General features: G+C 61.7%; 14 protein-coding genes. 9 read left to right on the plus strand and 5 right to left on the minus strand.

The window, feature by feature from the left end:
* Positions 1-44: 44 nt before the first annotated feature.
* A complete protein-coding gene (locus ON753_RS22580; protein ID WP_265965670.1) occupies positions 45-1238 on the minus strand; it encodes a cation:proton antiporter in 1194 nt (397 codons plus the stop codon).
* A gap of 233 nt (positions 1239-1471) precedes the next feature.
* Here ON753_RS22580 and ON753_RS22585 point away from each other — a divergent pair, with 233 nt between their 5' ends.
* Entirely contained in the window at positions 1472-2161 is a 690-nt protein-coding gene (locus tag ON753_RS22585) for a glycoside hydrolase family 25 protein (protein WP_265965673.1), read from the plus strand.
* A gap of 74 nt (positions 2162-2235) precedes the next feature.
* Complete coding sequence (locus tag ON753_RS22590; protein ID WP_265965675.1) at positions 2236-2472, plus strand: SH3 domain-containing protein; 237 nt, start codon at positions 2236-2238, stop codon at positions 2470-2472.
* A 236-nt stretch (positions 2473-2708) separates the two neighbouring features.
* Here the strand turns inward: ON753_RS22590 and ON753_RS22595 are convergent, their stop codons facing one another.
* Positions 2709-3230 (minus strand): CAP domain-containing protein, encoded by a 522-nt coding sequence (locus ON753_RS22595; protein WP_265965677.1) that lies wholly within the window; start codon positions 3228-3230, stop codon positions 2709-2711.
* Between the two features lie 294 nt (positions 3231-3524).
* Positions 3525-4820 (minus strand): crotonyl-CoA carboxylase/reductase, encoded by a 1296-nt coding sequence (ccrA, locus tag ON753_RS22600; RefSeq protein WP_265965679.1) that lies wholly within the window; start codon positions 4818-4820, stop codon positions 3525-3527.
* Positions 4821-5212: 392 nt separating this feature from the next.
* Between ccrA and ON753_RS22605 the strand changes: the two genes are divergently transcribed.
* From ON753_RS22605 to ON753_RS22620, 4 genes are all read left to right on the plus strand, one after another.
* Positions 5213-7210, plus strand: a complete 1998-nt coding sequence (locus ON753_RS22605; RefSeq protein ID WP_265965682.1) for a protein meaA — start codon at positions 5213-5215, stop codon at positions 7208-7210.
* 145 nt (positions 7211-7355) lie between these two features.
* Positions 7356-7733: a hypothetical protein gene (locus tag ON753_RS22610; protein WP_265965686.1), complete on the plus strand. Its 378-nt coding sequence runs from the start codon at positions 7356-7358 to the stop codon at positions 7731-7733.
* Positions 7734-7874: 141 nt separating this feature from the next.
* Positions 7875-8537 carry a carbonic anhydrase gene (locus tag ON753_RS22615; RefSeq protein WP_265965689.1) on the plus strand — a complete coding sequence of 221 codons (663 nt, stop codon included), beginning with the start codon at positions 7875-7877 and terminating at the stop codon, positions 8535-8537.
* 62 nt (positions 8538-8599) lie between these two features.
* Positions 8600-9112, plus strand: coding sequence for a DinB family protein (locus ON753_RS22620; RefSeq protein WP_265965691.1), 513 nt, complete (start codon positions 8600-8602; stop codon positions 9110-9112).
* 27 nt (positions 9113-9139) lie between these two features.
* Here the strand turns inward: ON753_RS22620 and ON753_RS22625 are convergent, their stop codons facing one another.
* The gene (locus tag ON753_RS22625) at positions 9140-11503 is read right to left on the minus strand and encodes a M10 family metallopeptidase (protein ID WP_265965694.1); all 2364 of its coding nucleotides are present in this window, start codon (positions 11501-11503) and stop codon (positions 9140-9142) included.
* A gap of 423 nt (positions 11504-11926) precedes the next feature.
* Here ON753_RS22625 and ON753_RS22630 point away from each other — a divergent pair, with 423 nt between their 5' ends.
* Positions 11927-12535, plus strand: coding sequence for a TetR/AcrR family transcriptional regulator (locus tag ON753_RS22630; protein WP_265965697.1), 609 nt, complete (start codon positions 11927-11929; stop codon positions 12533-12535).
* Positions 12536-12666: 131 nt separating this feature from the next.
* Positions 12667-13539, plus strand: coding sequence for an alpha/beta fold hydrolase (locus tag ON753_RS22635; protein WP_265965700.1), 873 nt, complete (start codon positions 12667-12669; stop codon positions 13537-13539).
* A gap of 41 nt (positions 13540-13580) precedes the next feature.
* On the opposite strand, the gene ON753_RS22640 is transcribed toward ON753_RS22635, so the two are convergent.
* Complete coding sequence (locus ON753_RS22640; protein WP_265965703.1) at positions 13581-14414, minus strand: substrate-binding periplasmic protein; 834 nt, start codon at positions 14412-14414, stop codon at positions 13581-13583.
* 384 nt (positions 14415-14798) lie between these two features.
* Between ON753_RS22640 and ON753_RS22645 the strand changes: the two genes are divergently transcribed.
* Positions 14799-15953, plus strand: coding sequence for an ROK family transcriptional regulator (locus ON753_RS22645; protein WP_265965706.1), 1155 nt, complete (start codon positions 14799-14801; stop codon positions 15951-15953).
* Positions 15954-15960: the final 7 nt, after the last annotated feature.

Consider the following 15960-nt stretch of genomic DNA (forward strand, 5'->3'; position numbering starts at 1 on the left):
GTTCTGCCGAGTCATAAGGATTCGGGAGAGGAGTGCAACGGGTTTCACGCCTGCCGCGAGCCGGGCGCTTTCTGGCCGGTTTCGCCCGCGAGGCGCAGCGCCTGCTGGGTCAATGCCGGGCCCAGGAGTTCGAAAACGATGGTCGAGCCGATGGCCACGGTGAGGATTTCGTTCCGGAATTCGGGAAGCGTTTCCGCCGCGACCAGCGCCATGCCCAGGGCAACGCCCGCCTGGGGCAGGAGAGAGAGGCCGAAGAGATAGCTGTTTTCCTTGTGTGGCCCGCTGGTGAGCTTGCCGCCGAGCCAGCCGCCCGCCAGCCGCCCGGCGAACCGCAGCAGGATATAGCCGGCACCTAGCATTCCGAGCCGGGCGATCATGTCCACCTGCAGCGAGGCACCGGCCAGAATGAAGAAGAAGATCATGAACGGCCATTCGATGTGCTCGATCTCATGAAACGCGCGGGCATGGTGGCGGCCGGTATTGACCACCGTCGCGCCGCAGGCAATGCCCGCGAGCAGAAAGGAGAGATCAAGCCAGAGCGCCAGGCCGGCCGTCAGGAAGACAATTCCCAGAGCCTCCGACAGCGTCGGGTCTCCCGGGCGCAGACGGCCGGTAAGATAGCCGGCAGGTGTGCCGATGACGATGCCGAGAAGGATCGAGCCCACCAGCTCCCATATCGCCTCAAGGGCGATACCCGATCCATTGGCCCCCAGAACCGCCTGTGCGGCCGTCAGGCTGAAGGCGAACACCAGGACGCCCCAAATGTCGTCCAGGGCGACGATGCCGGCGAGAACGCTGGTAAACGGACCCTTCGCGCGGCTTTGCCGGATGACGTCGGTGGTGGCAGCGGGATCCGTCGCCGTGGCGAGGGCGGCGAGAATCAGGGCCAGGGCGATCGGGACGCCGATGAGAGCCAGTCCGGCAAAGACGATTGCGGCGGTGGCGAGAACGGCGCTCGCTGAAATGATCGCGGACGTCTGGCCGCTTCGCTTCAGGTATTTTCTCGACAGTTTTCCGCCCAGGAGAAACGCCACCATCGACAGTGCCAGGACCGACAGCGCCTCATAAAGCGCGGTCAGGGAGGCGGGGAGCAGGTCGAGGACCGCCGGGCCGGCGGCAAGGCCGCACAGCATCAACAGCGTAACGCGTGGCAGCCGCGTCCTGCGGCCGATTTCATCGGCCAGCATGCCGGCCAGCAGCAGGGCGCCGATGGCCATGAGCGTCAGAGCGATGTCCATGCTGCATTCATGTGCACTACACCATCGACTGTCTTTGATCCGCCGCAATCCCATCCCATAGGGAGCCCTGCGGCGGGGCTCGAATGTGACGGACAGATTTTCGGAAAATCGTGAAATCGTCTACGGTCCGTTAGGACTTTCCGCGCATTTTGAACGACGAAAGAAAGCCTTTCTTAACCTTCGAGGACGTTGTGCTGGCCCTGATCAAGCCGTTTTGCTCAATCATAAGTTTCATGTTCCTGAGCTCTTGCGCGGTTTATGATTTTCCGGACCCGACACCGGAAGACTTTGCCGTTCATGGGATCGATATCTCGCGCTGGCAGGGCGACATAGACTGGTACACGGTCAAACGGTCCGGTGTCGCCTTTGCGTGGATCAAGGCAACGGAAGGCGGAGACCATGTCGACCCGCGGTTTGCGGAAAACTGGATCGCGGCGCGCGAGGCCGGTGTTCCGCGCGGGGCCTATCACTTCTATTATTTCTGCCGACCGGTCGAAGAGCAGATCGCCTGGGTGAAGGAGGTCATTCCGGTCGATCCGCAAGCCATTCCGCTGGTTCTGGACATGGAGTGGAACGCGCATTCCAAGACCTGCCAGAAACGTCCGGGCCGGGACCAGGTCCTGCGCGACATGCAGATATTCCTGGACGAGATGGAAAGGCATTACGGCAAACGGCCGGTGATCTATTCTTCTGTCGACTTCCATCGGGACCGGCTGGTCGGCGCCCTGAGGGGCGAGCAATTCTGGCTCCGTTCGGTCGCGACCTATCCGAACAACATCTACGACCAGCGCGACGACTGGGTGTTCTGGCAATATACGGCGGAAGGCCGGGTGCCTGGCATCCGGGGGGACGTCGACCGCAACGCGTTCTTCGGAACCAGATCGCAGTTTGCCGACTGGCTGAACGGCAAACTGAAACGCTGACGCCAAGGCGGCCTTGCCATCGCGGTGTCCCAGCCCGATTTATGGGTTCGTAGTCCAGTCAGTTGGAGCGAATGATGACACTCTTCCGAGCGCCGCTTGCAATCCTGGGCCTGCTCGCGCTTGCCTTGCCGGCAGCGGCTCAGCCGCGCCCGGCCATCGCCTACACGACCGCCAACCTGAACATGCGGACCGGGCCCGGTACCAATTATCCCGTCGTTGCCACGGTGCCGCGCGGCGGCGGCGTAACCATTTTCGGCTGCACGCCCGACTTTACCTGGTGCGACGCCGCCTTCACCAACGCTCGAGGCTAGGTCTCCGGCCGGTATCTCAGCTATGGCGGTGACGGTATCTATTCCGGCCGTCCGATCCCGAATGCGGGAATTCAGCTCGGCGTGCGGCGCTATTACGGGGACTATCCGGTCTATGGCCGCCCGCCGGCCCCCGCGCGTCCCGCCCCGCCATACTACGCGCCGCGCTACCCGCGTTACCCGGGACGCTATTAACCGCTGGTTTTGCAGTTGAGCATCGAAGGAATGCGCCTGCCGGATTACCGGGCGGTCGCCGGTGCCGCCATGACCAGTGACCAGAACACCTTGTGCTTGGAATCGGCCGAATAGGCGGTCGCGATGCCGAGCCTTGTCGCGTCCGGCCGCAGAAGCACCTCATTGTGTTTCGGGGATTCCCGCCAGCCGGAGAAGGCTTCCGCGAAGGTCCGGTAGCCGGCGCTCACATTCTCCGCAGCGCCCGTATTGGTCTCGCCGATGGAAGCCAGGCGCGCCGCCAGTTGCTGATCGGGAGCACGGGAGGCTTCGACCGAGCCGGCGGCGGCCATGACATCCGCCTGGGTCTGGGCGATCGCCGACAGCCGCGGATCGGGGAAGACCGGCGAAAGGCCGTTGTTCGTGCGGTACTCGGAGATCATCTGTGCGGCCGTCGCCGCATCCACCACGCCATCGGTTTGCGCCAGATCCCGATAAAAGGGCGGGGTCTGCATGCGTTCGCTCGTGCAGGCCGTCACCGCAAGGGCGATCGCACCGGCGGCGGCTGTTTTCAGAAATCGGTTGCCCATCACTCCAGACTCAATCCTGCTCGGGGAACATCAGCCCCGGATTTGGGACATGATTCGCCACCTTTGGAAAGCTGCATGCGTGGACAAGGGAGCAGAATTGCGGCGGCCGGGGCCGAACCCCGGTTTTTCCACCAGCCAGACTGAGGAAGCCCGGTTTCGGGCCAGCTTGAGCCAGGCGGTGAGAAAAAAAGACCAGCCCGTGGGGTGCACGGGCTGGCAAGGCTGCATGAGGCTTCCGTGTCCCGGCCTGCGAGGCCGAGACACTTGTTGCCTTCCGGGGAGCTCTTTGACAGGTCAGCGTTTTGTGGCGTCCAGCACATCCTCGAGGGTTCTGAGGCCGGTCGACGGCGCGCAGACGAGGACGGACATGTTGCCCGGCGCGTGCTGGTTCTTCCACATCTTGGTATGCGCCTTGGGGATCTGGTCCCAGGGGAACACTTCGGACATGTACGGGTCGATCCGCCGTTCGATCATCAGCTTGTTGGCTGCGGAGGCCTGTTTGAGATGGGCGAAGTGGGACCCCTGCAGGCGCTTTTGATGCATCCACATGTAGCGGACGTCGAAGGTGCAGTTGAAGCCTGACGTTCCCGCGCAGATCACCACCATGCCGCCCTTCTTGCAGACGAAGGTCGAGACCGGGAAGGTTGCCTCGCCCGGGTGCTCGAAGACGATGTCGACATTGTTGCCCTTGCCGGTAACGTCCCAGATCGCCTTGCCGAACTTGCGCACTTCCTTGAACCACTCGGCATATTCCGGCGAGTTCACCTTCGGCAGTTGGCCCCAGCAGTTGAAATCCTTGCGGTTGATGACGCCCTTGGCGCCCAGGTCCATGACGAACTGGCGCTTGTCCTCGTCGGAGATCACCCCGATGGCGTTGCCGCCGGCGGCGGTGATCAGCTGGATCGCGTAGGAGCCGAGGCCGCCCGAGGCGCCCCAGACGAGGACGTTCTGGCCCGGCTTGAGCTCATGCGGGTGATGGCCGAACAGCATGCGGTAGGCGGTTGCCAGCGTCAGCGTATAGCAGGCGCTTTCCTCCCAGGTCAGGTGTTTTGGCCGGGGCATGAGCTGCTGGGCCTGCACGCGGGTGAACTGCGAGAAGGAGCCGTCCGGCGTCTCGTAGCCCCAGATCCGCTGAGAGGTGGAGAACATCGGGTCGCCGCCGTTGCATTCCTCGTCGTCGCCGTCGTCCTGGTTGCAGTGGACGACGACCTCGTCGCCGACCTTCCAGCGCTTGACCTTGTCGCCCACCGCCCAGACGATGCCGGACGCGTCCGACCCGGCAATGTGGTAGTCCGCGCCGTGGCCGTCGAACGGGCTGATCGGCTCGCCGAGGCCGGCCCAGATTCCGTTGTAGTTGACACCGGCGGCCATGACGAGGACCAGAACCTCGTTGCTGTCCAGCTCCCATGTCGGCACGACCTCGAGCTTCATGGCGTCTTCCGGCGGGCCGTGGCGCTCGCGCCGGATAACCCAGGCATACATGTTCTTCGGGACGTGGCCGAGGGGCGGGATCTCGCCGATTTCATAAAGATCTTTCACCGGACCGTCCTCACGTGTTCGATTGTCGTTGGCTTCGGCTCGTGCCGTCATTCTTCCTTCCCTCCCAAGGCTACCAAATCGCCTTACAATCTCGCAATTGCACAAAACCCGATCAGGGCAAAACCCGATTTTGCGCAACTATTGTTCAATTAACCGCGTCGATCTATACGACTATTGCTTAACTTGCGTTCCGTTGCCAGCCGTATTTTGCATTGCACATTAGGCTTTCGCAAACGCGTAAAGTCCGGCACACTATCTGCCGATAGCGGGAGAAAACGGCGGAAGTGTCGCAGCGGAAACGAAAAAACGGGCCGCAAGGTGCTCCTGAACATCCGGCGTTCGATTGAACGCGGCAAAGGGGCCATACCCTAAAGTCCGATCAACTTGCCGGCCCGCATGTGGTTTCACTGAAAAGGGCCGGTTGATCTCGAGGGAGAAGCAGAATGAGTGCAGCAGGTGACAAGGGGCAGGAGCGCGACCGCCCCTGGATTTTCCGGACCTATGCAGGCCATTCGACGGCGGCTGAATCCAACAGGCTCTACCGCGGCAATCTCGCCAGGGGGCAGACCGGCCTGTCGGTGGCCTTCGACCTGCCGACCCAGACCGGATACGATCCGGACGACCTTCTGGCAAAGGGCGAAGTGGGCAAGGTCGGCGTGCCGGTGGCACATCTGGGCGACATGCGCACGTTGTTCGACGAGATCCCGCTGGAGCGCATGAACACGTCGATGACGATCAATGCGACCGCGCCCTGGCTGCTTTCCCTCTATATCGCCGCTGCCGACGAGCAGGGCGCGGACCGGAAGCTGCTTTCCGGCACGACGCAGAACGACATCATCAAGGAATATCTGTCGCGCGGCACCTACGTCTTCCCGCCGGCGCCTTCGCTGAAGCTGACCACGGACGTCATTGCCTGGACCTATTCCAACATGCCGAAGTGGAACCCGATGAATGTCTGCTCCTACCACCTGCAGGAGGCGGGCGCGACACCGGTTCAGGAACTGTCCTTTGCCCTTGCGACGGCAGTCGCCATTCTGGATTCCATGAAGACGAGCCGCGCCATTCCGGAAGAGGATTTTCCGAAGGCGGTCGGGCGGATCTCGTTTTTCGTCAATGCCGGCATGCGTTTTGTCACCGAAATCTGCAAGATGCGCGCCTTCACGGAGCTTTGGGACGAGATCTGCCGTGAGCGCTACGGCGTGGAGGACGAGCGCTACCGCCGGTTCCGCTACGGGGTTCAGGTGAACTCGCTGGGGCTGACGGAGCAGCAGCCGGAAAACAACGTCTACCGCATTCTCATCGAGATGCTGGCTGTGGTCCTGTCCAGAAACGCCCGGGCAAGGGCGGTGCAGTTGCCGGCGTGGAACGAGGCGCTTGGCCTGCCGCGCCCGTTCGACCAGCAATGGTCGCTCCGGATGCAGCAGATCGTCGCCTATGAAACCGACCTTCTGGAATATGCCGATATTTTCGACGGCTCGGCCGAAATTACCAGGAAGGTGGAGGCGCTCAAGGCGGAGGCGCGCGAGGAACTTGCCCGGATCGATGCCATGGGCGGGGCGGTCGCCGCAATCGATTCCAGCTACATGAAGGGGCAGCTGGTGGAAGCCAATTCGGCCCGACTGGCGGCGATCGAAGCGGGAGAGCAGGTGGTGGTCGGGGTCAACAAGTGGACCGACAGCGAACCGTCTCCACTCGCGACCGGCGAGGACGGCGGCATCCTGACCGTGGCGGAACATGTCGAGGAAGAGGCGGTCGAAAAGCTTCGCGCCTGGCGGGACGCACGCGACGGCAAAGCGGTGCAGGCCGCACTGGCCGAGCTGAAATCCGCTGCCCAGGAAGGGCGGAACATCATGGAGCCTTCCATTGCCGCGGCCAGGACCGGCGTGACCACCGGCGAGTGGGGACGCACCCTGCGCGAGGTGTTCGGCGAATACCGGGCGCCGACCGGCGTCGGCCAGACGGTGCGCGACGATGCGGGTGATCTTTCGGCCGTGCGCCGGGAGGTCGAGGCGGTGAGCGGCAAGCTCGGGCGCCGGCTGAAGTTTCTGGTCGGCAAGCCCGGGCTGGACGGTCACTCCAACGGCGCGGAGCAGATTGCGGTGCGCGCGCGCGACTGCGGCATGGAGGTCGTCTATGAGGGCATCCGCCTGACCCCGGCGCAGATCGTCAATGCAGCGGTGGAAGAGGATGTCCATGTGATCGGGCTTTCCATCCTGTCCGGGTCCCACCTGGCGCTGGTGCGCGATGTCATGGACAGGCTACGGGCCGCCGGAGCGGACGACATTCCCGTCGTCGTTGGCGGAATCATTCCGGAAGAAGATGCCGGCCGGCTGAAGGCCATGGGGGTCGCCGCGGTCTATACGCCGAAGGACTTTCAGCTCACGGACATCATGGCGGATGTGGTGAAGATCGTCGGCAACGATTCGCAGCGGGCGGCGTAACGGCTTGCGGGGTTTCCCGGACGATGCCTGCGGGCGGCTGGTCCGCACGTGGCTTTCCGCTGCGTAAAGTTTTGTTAACTCTTTGTTGAGAAAATCGGTGTGTTCCGCCAGAAGGCGGTGATTGCGTGAAGGCCAGGAGGCCGGAATGGCAACGATTGAAAGGCCGCTCTCGGCCCAGGTTGTGGCGCATGCTACGGAATACCCGGCGGACCGGGACGGCGACGGCACCGGCCACGACCGCAAGAGGAAGCCTGAAGAAGCTGAGCGCCGGGGCTATGACACCGGATTGCCGGACGACCGTCCGGCGGTGCTCGTCGATGCCCATCACACCGTAAATCACACGCTGGACGGCGTTGCCGCCTACCGGGCGGCTGCGCTGAGGGTTCTGGAGCCGGGCATAGACCACGGGCCGGTCCATCCGCTGAGCGGACCCGTCGACTGGCGCCCTGCGGACAATATCCGCCACGCCTATGAAGACCACAAGACCGACGAGGAGCGCCACGAGGTCAACGTGGCAACCTGAGCGGCACGGCGCCGGCGCGGCACCATAATCCAAACGGTCAAAGCCCCTTGGCCTGCCGGACGTTAACCCTTATCTATGCCTCCAGACAGCCCTCCCGCCGCGCCGCGGTCCGGAGACGGGCAGACTGATTTGGAGGCACGGGTGTTGAATTTTCCGAAACATCTCCTGGAAGGTTACGGCCGTTATCTGGGCAAGGGCTTCGTCCGCTACAAGGAGACGCACGAACGCCTGGCGGTTTACGGCCAGACGCCTGAAGTGATGGTGATTTCCTGTTGCGACAGCCGTGTGGCCCCGGAAGGAATCTTCAGCGTCGGGCCGGGCGAATTGTTCGTCGTCCGCAACGTCGCGAACCTTGTGCCGCCCTACGAGGATACCGAGGGCCAGCACGGAACCAGCGCCGCGATCGAGTTCGCGGTCAAGGGCCTCAAGGTCAAGCATATCGTCATCATGGGTCACGGCCAGTGCGGCGGCGTGAAAGCCTTCCGCGAAAACGCCAATGCACCGATGGTGACCGGCCAGTTCATCGGCCGCTGGATCAAGCTGCTGGAGCCGGCCGCGATCTCCATGGCCTGCATGCCCATCGACAAGGCCGACGATCCGCAACTGGCCATGGAATATGCGGGTATCCGCCAGTCGCTCAAGAATCTCCTGACCTTTCCGTTCATCGAGGAAGCCGTCCAGGGCGCCGCCCTGCAGCTGCACGGGGCCTGGTTCGATGTCGGTTCGGCTGAGCTGAGGGTGATGAACCCGGAGAGCCAGCGTTTCGAAAAGGCGGGGCCGGATGCTCCCGGCATTGCCGAGTAGCGGATCGTTCCCATATGTCCTGAGGCTCTTGCCTTACGGCATCTCGAACCGGAGACAACCTCATGCAGCCCGATCCGGCCCTATTTCAGCGCATGGCCGCCTATAACACCTGGATGACCGACAAGGCCTATACGGCCGCTGGAGAATTGAGCGATTCGGAGCGGAAGGAAGACCGCGGCGCCTTCTTCAAATCCGTGCATTCCACGCTCAACCATATTCTGTTCGCGGATCGGGTCTGGATGGGCCGTTTTACGGGCAGGACGTATGAGACCCGGGGCATGGGCGTAGACATCTTCGACGAATTCGATGAGCTGCAGGCCGCCCACCTTTCCATGTGCGACGACATTGCGGCCTTTGCCGGTCAGCTGACGCCGGACTGGCTGGCCGAACCGATGACCTGGGCCCGCAGCACCGACGGCGTCTCCCGCGAGCGTCCGCGTTGGCTGCTGGTCCTGCACATGTTCAATCACCAGACCCACCACCGCGGCCAGCTCTCCACCCTCCTGACCCAGGCCGGGATCGATATCGGGGTGACGGATCTGCCCTTCATGCCGGATCTGCTGGCGGGGGACTAAACACCTGGCCGACCGCTGTCGCTGCAGTCAGCTCTGCCAGTCGTCGCCGTTCCAGCCTCCGGGATTGGGTGGGGGGTAGGTGAAGTCGAACGGAGTCATGATCGTTCCGTTCGCGAATTCCAGGTATTCGACACCTATGTCGCCGTAGTAATCGGTGCTGATGTGGACCGCATTTGCCGTAGCGCCATCCCCCCAGATCAGAACCAAAGTATCGCTCCTTTCAATGCCGCTAATCCAGAAGTCAAAGCCGGGATTCAGATCCTCGAAGACCAGCGTGTCGGTTCCTTCGGAGTTTTTTTCGTCGATCCAGGTCTCGCGGCTTTGTGAAGAGACAAAATAGGTGTCGTCACCTTCTCCTCCGCGGAGGATCTGCGTTCCTTCAGAGGCGCCTCCGTGCATGGTGTCATTGCCGTTACCGCCGGTCAGGGTGTCGTTGCCGGCGCCGGTCATCAGGAGGTCGTCACCGTCTCCGCCGAACAGCGTGTCGTTGCCCGCACCGCCGCGAAGGTCGTCATTGCCGCCGCCGCCGTCCATCCAGTAGTCGACGGAGCCGTCGTTGCCATAGACGCGATCAGCCTTTTCCGCCCCCTGGAACTCTTCGAAGCCGTACCAGGACAAGCCGACGGTGTTGAACTTCGATCCGTCCTCGATGATCAGCTTGTCGATGCCGTCCCCGCCGACGTCTATCGGCACGTGATCGTCCCAGAAACGATCGCCGCTGGTGTAATGGAGCGTGTCGTTGCCCTCTTCGCCGTAAAGCTCGTCGCGGCCCCATATCCCGCCCCGCAGTACGTCGTTGCCCGCGCCGCCGTGGAGAATGTCGTCGCCTTTTCCACCATGCAGCGTGTCGTTGCCCTCTTCGCCGTAAAGCTTGTCGCGGCCCCATACCCCGCCCTGCAGGACATCGTCGCCGGCACCGCCTCGGAGAATATCGTCTCCATTGTCGCCAATCAGCATGTCGTTTCCGGCGTTGCCGACGAGCGTGTCATTGCCGTCGCGTCCCGTCAGTTCGTAGTCGACCGATGGGTCGTCGCCGACAACATGATCGTCCAGCTCGGCGCCCCTGAAGCGCTCGATGCCGAACCGGGACAGGGCGTCGGTATCGAAGCGGGAGCCGTCACTCATGACGAGCCAGTCCCGGCCCTCTCCGCCGATATCCATCGCTGTTCCGTCTTCGGTCCAGAAAACGTCATCGCTTTCGGCCATGATCGTGTCGTCGCCCGGGCCGCCCGACATCAGGTCGCGACCATCCCATCCGTTCAGGCGATCGTCACCCACACCGCCAAGCAGCGTGTCGTCCCCCTCGTAACTGACCAGCGTATTGTCGGCGTCGTTGCCGATAAGAGTGTCGTTGCCCAGGCTGCCATAGGCTCTTTCAATGATGGTGCCGCGGGCGATGATCAGGTTGCCGGTGCCTCCGGCAACATCGGAGATGCCTTCGGGGCGGAGATCGATCCGCTGGTCGGCGGTGATGTCGTGATCGTCACCGATAAAGTTGAGAAGATCGTCGCCGTTGCTGTCGTAGATGGTGTAGGCCGCATCGGAAGGGATCTCGACAAGATAAGAGGCCGGGTAGCCACCCGGGTTGGTCCCGTACATGGTGAAGCCCGGGTTGCTGCTGTCCGGGGCGCCATAAAGGTCCTGAATAGCGAGGATATCCGCACTCATCGGCGTGACCGGATAGGCGAAGCTAGCGTCAATTGTCGTGTTGTCGGTCTGGCTGAAGGGAGACATGACCGACGCCTGCCAGGAATCGTTGGTATAATGATTGTCAACGCCGTAGATCGGGTCGCCGTCATAGTTTCCGGCATCGCCCAGCCCGAGTGCGTGGCCGATTTCGCGCAGATAGCTCAGATGGGTCTGACTCGGGATGTCCGCGCCGTAGCTGCTCAGAAACGAGGCGGGCACGTTGACGGAGGCGGAGAGAATGGTGTTCCCGCTCACGTTCCAGGTCGTATGGGCGCCGGTCTCTTCGTCATCGAACGTGATCTGCGCATCGCCCGAGACGAACTCGAAGCTGAGTCCTGAAACAAGCCTCCAGGCCCCCAGCGCACTCTGCGCCAGCTCCTGACCTTCGGCGGTCAGCCCGGTGATGTCGGCCGTGATGGTGCCCTCTGCTGCCGCATCGAAGGACCTGCGGCTCTCGCCGAGGTCTTCCCAATAGCCGTCCGTCAGCTGATCGGCGATCTGGTCATAAGTGTAGGCCGGCAAGGAAGCTGCCGCCGTGTCGTCATTCGTCGCGGACGACGCGAAGGACGGCTCGAGTTCCGATGCGGAGATGGTGGGGTCTGGATGGGGCTGGAAGTCCTGGAAGTCGCCGTTATCGCAGGCAAATCCCGGCACGGGCGCGAATATCGCCGGCCGGCCGACCATGAAACAGATATTGCACATAACTATCCTCCCTGATGTTTGCCGCTACGGCGCATTCCCGACAGTCGCCAAAAGAAAGGCAGCGCGCTGAGGCACGCTGCCCAAGGTGTTGCCGAGTGGATTGGAGCTGACATGGGGAGTGTCAGAAAGCTCAAAAGCAAGTTACAATAAAGATATTGTATTAAATGAAAGGATCATGGTCAAGTGAAATAAGTAAAATGTATTTACCAGAAGAAATACAACAAAGTTGTTGCTAGTAGTTTGCAAAGTAATTCGAATTTGCTTTGAAAATCGCCCTAATAAATTGACTGCCGCTCTGCCTTTCCTTTTTAATGCCGTGGCTCATAGGCCGGTATCCTGAGCACTGCCCGACAGCGCGGGGGTTTCCATTCTTGACATTCGTACCGACTAGTTGGTATGCATGACCATGAATGGAGAACCGATATGACAGAAACTGCAAAGCGGGTCACCGCAAAAGACAAACTTTTGGCTGCCGCGCTCAAGATCGTCCGCGCCAAGGGCTATGCAGCAACGAATATCGATGAGATCTGCGCGGAAGCCGGCGTGACCAAGGGCGGCTTCTTTCATCATTTCAAGAGCAAGGAGGACTGGGCGGTGGCGGCGGCGGCCTACTGGTCGCAGATGACCGGGGACCTGTTCGAGAAAGCGCCCTATCACGAGCCGGAAGACCCGCTCCAGCGTGTGCTTGCCTATATCGCGTTCCGCAAGGATCTGCTGAGCGGCGAGCTGGCGGAGTTCACCTGTCTCCTCGGAACCATGGTCCAGGAAACCTACGGGACCAGCCCGGCGATCCGGGCCGCGTGCTGGGAGGGGATTTCGAGCCATGCGGACACGCTGGTGCCCTACATCCAGGCCGCCATGGATGCGCACGGCATCAGGGGAGACTGGACTGCGCAGTCGCTGGCGCTCCATACCCAGGCTGTCCTCCAGGGCGCGTTCATCCTGGCAAAGGCAAGCGAAGATCCCCAGCGCGCCGCGGAGTCCGTCGACCATCTTTACCGTTACGTGGAACTGCTGTTCGCCGACCGCTGACAAGCGGCGGATGAGGCCGCTTAACGCTCCGGTCCCGCTTTGCCCCTGCCTGCAGGACGGGCGGGAGACCGGAACCCATCGGAACTCGAAAGGGCCGCGCGCCGGTCCATTGCATTGAAAGGAGAGACTTCATGTTTCGCTCGATGATCAGTGCCGTTCTGCTTCTCGCAAGCGGTCCGGCCCTTGCCGCGGAAACCCCGTCCGGCGAGGGAAACCGGATAGAGGTCAACGGCATGCAAATGTATTACGAGGTCTCCGGGGAGGGAGAGCCGCTGGTCGTGCTGCACGGCGCCTACATGAACATCAACTCGATGGGCGAGATCATCCCGATGCTGGCCGAGACCCACAAGGTGTATGCGCTGGAGTTCCAGGGCCACGGCCGCACGACGGATATCGACCGCCCGATCACCTATCCCAATCTGGCTGATGACGTGGCTGCCTTCATGGAGGCCGTAGACCTGCCGAAAGCGGACGTCTTCGGCTATTCGATGGGCGCGGCGGCGGCGCTGCAATTGGCGATCCGCCATCCGGTGAAGATCGATCGGCTCGTCCTGGCCTCGGTCGCCTATGATGTGGAGGGCTGGCAGCCTGCCTTTCGCGAGTTCATTCCGAAAATGTCGGTGGACATGTTCGTCTCCATGCCATTTGCGGAAGACTACAAGAAGCTGGCTCCGAATCCGGACGGGTTTCCCGAGCTTGTCAGCAAGCTGATCTCGCTGGAGCATGAGCCTATGGCCTGGGAGGCGGATGTTAAGGAGATCGAGATGCCCGTGCTGATCATCGCCGGCGATGCGGACGTCGTGACGCTCGAGCATTCCGTCGCCATGTTCCGCCTTCTGGGCGGCGGCATCATGGGCGACATGGGAGAGCCGCTTCCAGAATCCCGTCTCGCAATCATGCCGGCCACCAGTCACACGGCGGTCATCAGTCAGCCGGACATGCTGATGGGATTCATCGAACCGTTCCTGAAGGATGAAACGCCAAAGGGCTTCTTCGAGCAATAGGCGAGGACGCCGTCTAACTCGGAAAGGTGCGGAACCTGGGTTCAGCCCTTGCCGGAAACTGCGTCCGCGCAATCCGTTGCCAATGTGGTGTATCTGGCAACGATGTCCGCATGGAGGCTGGGGCTGATACGGCTGCGGATGTCTTCGTCGACCTTTTCGACGATTGCGCGTGCATCGGGAAAGGTTTTTCTCAGGCCGAATTTCATGTCGTTCCTGCGGGCGTTTTCCACGTATGCGCCGGGAATGCTCGTGATCCTGTGCAGCAGCCCCAGTTCCCGCAGCTTGAAACGGGTTACCATGGGGTCGGCGAAATAGAAATCGGCATGTCCTGATGCCAGCATCGCCAGAATGGAACTGATCTCGGACACCTGAATGCGACGCGGATGGCGCTTCCAGATGCGGTCGGCCGTGCCATTGCCGACGAAATCGACCGTCCTGAACTTGTAGAGATGTTCTATGCGCGTCGCGGCGCGGATGGCATCTGCGTTGGGATTGTCCGCGGCGAAGAATATTTGGGCGTGGGCAAGGGTGAGGACCGGGGTTGGGGCGAAATGGACGTAGGCAGAGCGATCGGCCGTAACCGGGCAGCAGAATGCATCGGCGGTTCCCGTGGCCACCATGCCTTGAGCACGTGCCCAGGGATAGGCGCGATGCGTGAGCGAATAGTCGCCGGTTTCAGCAAGCGCGTCCAGCAGGTCGGGCAGGATGCCCTTCACGGTGTTGGTTGTCGTGTCGAGATAGGAATAGGGCGCCACATCATCGTAATAGACGCACGCCAGTGAAAGTCTCGATGGGGCCTCGGCACGGGCCGGCAATAGCGCCAGGGCAGGGATACCGGCGCCGAACGTGGTCAGGAAGGAGCGGCGGGACAGCATCTGTCTCTTTCCTTCTCAAGAGTTCGGAAAAATCCCGCAGGAGCTGTGGGGTTTCTTCATGAAATCCGGCATGGGAGGACGTGCCGGATTTCTGTTCAGCTCCTGCGGGACAGGCAGTTGGTGAAGGCTGCCTTCGCCACTGCTGTTGCTTGTCACTTGTTCTTTTGCCGATGGACCGGCTCTCTTGTGAAGCAATTTATGTCCATCAGTCTTATTTACACACAGAGTGTAACATGTCACTCCCGTAAAGGAAAGCCATTTCTGTTCAATGCCGCAAATTTCTTCCAAACATCTGTATTTCCTTGGAGATTCTGAACAGGTCGTGATATAAGAGATCTGCGGAGTTAATCACTCTCAATCTGTAAAAATGCCTGTGCCGCCAGAATGACATTTGTTCCCCATTTTCCGCTTCCCAGCCGGTTTGCCCCGCGAGGCGAGCGTGAAATCGTTTCAGAAAACGAACGCAGAATCCTGCGGTTGATCTGGCGTCATCCCGGCGTGCAACGCTCTGCGGTCACCGGTCAGGTCGAGTTGACGCAGCAGTCGGTTTATCGAATCGTCGACGCGCTGACCGAGCGCGGCATGGTCGTGCAGGGGGCGCCGGTACCCGGGCATGGCCGCGGACAGCCCAGCCCGACCCTGCGCCTCAACGGCGGTTATGCCTATTCCTGCGGTATTTCGCTCAACGCCGATGAGATCGGCGTATGCCTCATGGACATGTCGGGCAAGGTTCTGGCGCGCGAAGGAATTGCCGTGACGGGGCAAACGATGGCGCAGGCCCTGGAACAGATGCGCTCGCTGATCTCCGCGTTGAGCGTACGCTGCGGTCTTTCGGAGGATGCGCTGCTGGGGATCGGTTTTGCAATCGCCGGCTACAATGTCGGCGGCACGCGCTACAACGCGCCGCTGCCCCTGCATGAATGGTCGCTGATCGAACTCGGGCCGCTGCTGAATGCCGAGTTCAGCAAGCCGATCTGGATCTACAATGCCAGCCAGACCGCGGCCGTGGCTGAATCCATGTTCGGCGTCGGCCGCCACGTGCGGAATTTCGCCTATCTGTTCATCAGCTACGGCTTCGGCGGCGCGTTGATCCATGACGGCGAACTGCTGACCGGCGGGCATTACAATGCGGGCGAATTTGCCTGCATTCTCCAACCTGACGAAATCGCCCGCCGTCCGGCGCTGAAGTATCTCGTCAGCAAGTTGGAGGCCAATGGCCTGGCCATGTCCTCGATCGCGCATCTGCGCCGGGCCTTCAAGGGCGATTGGCCCGGGGTCGCGGAATGGCTCGACGACACCGTCCCCGTCTATAACCGCATCATCAATGCGATCATCGGCGTCTACGATCCCCAGGCAATCGTCTTTGGCGGCGAGGTGCCGCGCGAGCTGACGACGATGCTGATCGCCCGAACCGAGATCTACGACCGGCCGCGCTACGGCGTGCCGCACCCGCTGCCCAAGTTCATCGCCGGCGAAGTGAATGATCACGCGCCAGCCATCGGCGCAGCGGCGGTGCCGTTCAAGGCCATGGTCTTTTAGGGGCAGT

Source organism: Roseibium salinum, from assembly GCF_026240905.1.
GTDB classification, from domain to species: Bacteria; Pseudomonadota; Alphaproteobacteria; order Rhizobiales; family Stappiaceae; genus Roseibium; species Roseibium salinum.

Bases quoted from the DNA above. Each gene is read 5' to 3' on its own strand.
- ON753_RS22580 (WP_265965670.1), bottom strand. From the start codon at position 1,238: ATGGACATCGCTCTGACGCTCATGGCCATCGGCGCCCTGCTGCTGGCC.
- ON753_RS22585 (WP_265965673.1), top strand. From the start codon at position 1,472: ATGTTCCTGAGCTCTTGCGCGGTTTATGATTTTCCGGACCCGACACCG.
- ON753_RS22590 (WP_265965675.1), top strand. From the start codon at position 2,236: ATGACACTCTTCCGAGCGCCGCTTGCAATCCTGGGCCTGCTCGCGCTT.
- ON753_RS22595 (WP_265965677.1), bottom strand. From the start codon at position 3,230: ATGGGCAACCGATTTCTGAAAACAGCCGCCGCCGGTGCGATCGCCCTT.
- ccrA (WP_265965679.1), bottom strand. From the start codon at position 4,820: ATGACGGCACGAGCCGAAGCCAACGACAATCGAACACGTGAGGACGGT.
- ON753_RS22605 (WP_265965682.1), top strand. From the start codon at position 5,213: ATGAGTGCAGCAGGTGACAAGGGGCAGGAGCGCGACCGCCCCTGGATT.
- ON753_RS22610 (WP_265965686.1), top strand. From the start codon at position 7,356: ATGGCAACGATTGAAAGGCCGCTCTCGGCCCAGGTTGTGGCGCATGCT.
- ON753_RS22620 (WP_265965691.1), top strand. From the start codon at position 8,600: ATGCAGCCCGATCCGGCCCTATTTCAGCGCATGGCCGCCTATAACACC.
- ON753_RS22625 (WP_265965694.1), bottom strand. From the start codon at position 11,503: ATGTGCAATATCTGTTTCATGGTCGGCCGGCCGGCGATATTCGCGCCC.
- ON753_RS22630 (WP_265965697.1), top strand. From the start codon at position 11,927: ATGACAGAAACTGCAAAGCGGGTCACCGCAAAAGACAAACTTTTGGCT.
- ON753_RS22635 (WP_265965700.1), top strand. From the start codon at position 12,667: ATGTTTCGCTCGATGATCAGTGCCGTTCTGCTTCTCGCAAGCGGTCCG.
- ON753_RS22640 (WP_265965703.1), bottom strand. From the start codon at position 14,414: ATGCTGTCCCGCCGCTCCTTCCTGACCACGTTCGGCGCCGGTATCCCT.
- ON753_RS22645 (WP_265965706.1), top strand. From the start codon at position 14,799: ATGACATTTGTTCCCCATTTTCCGCTTCCCAGCCGGTTTGCCCCGCGA.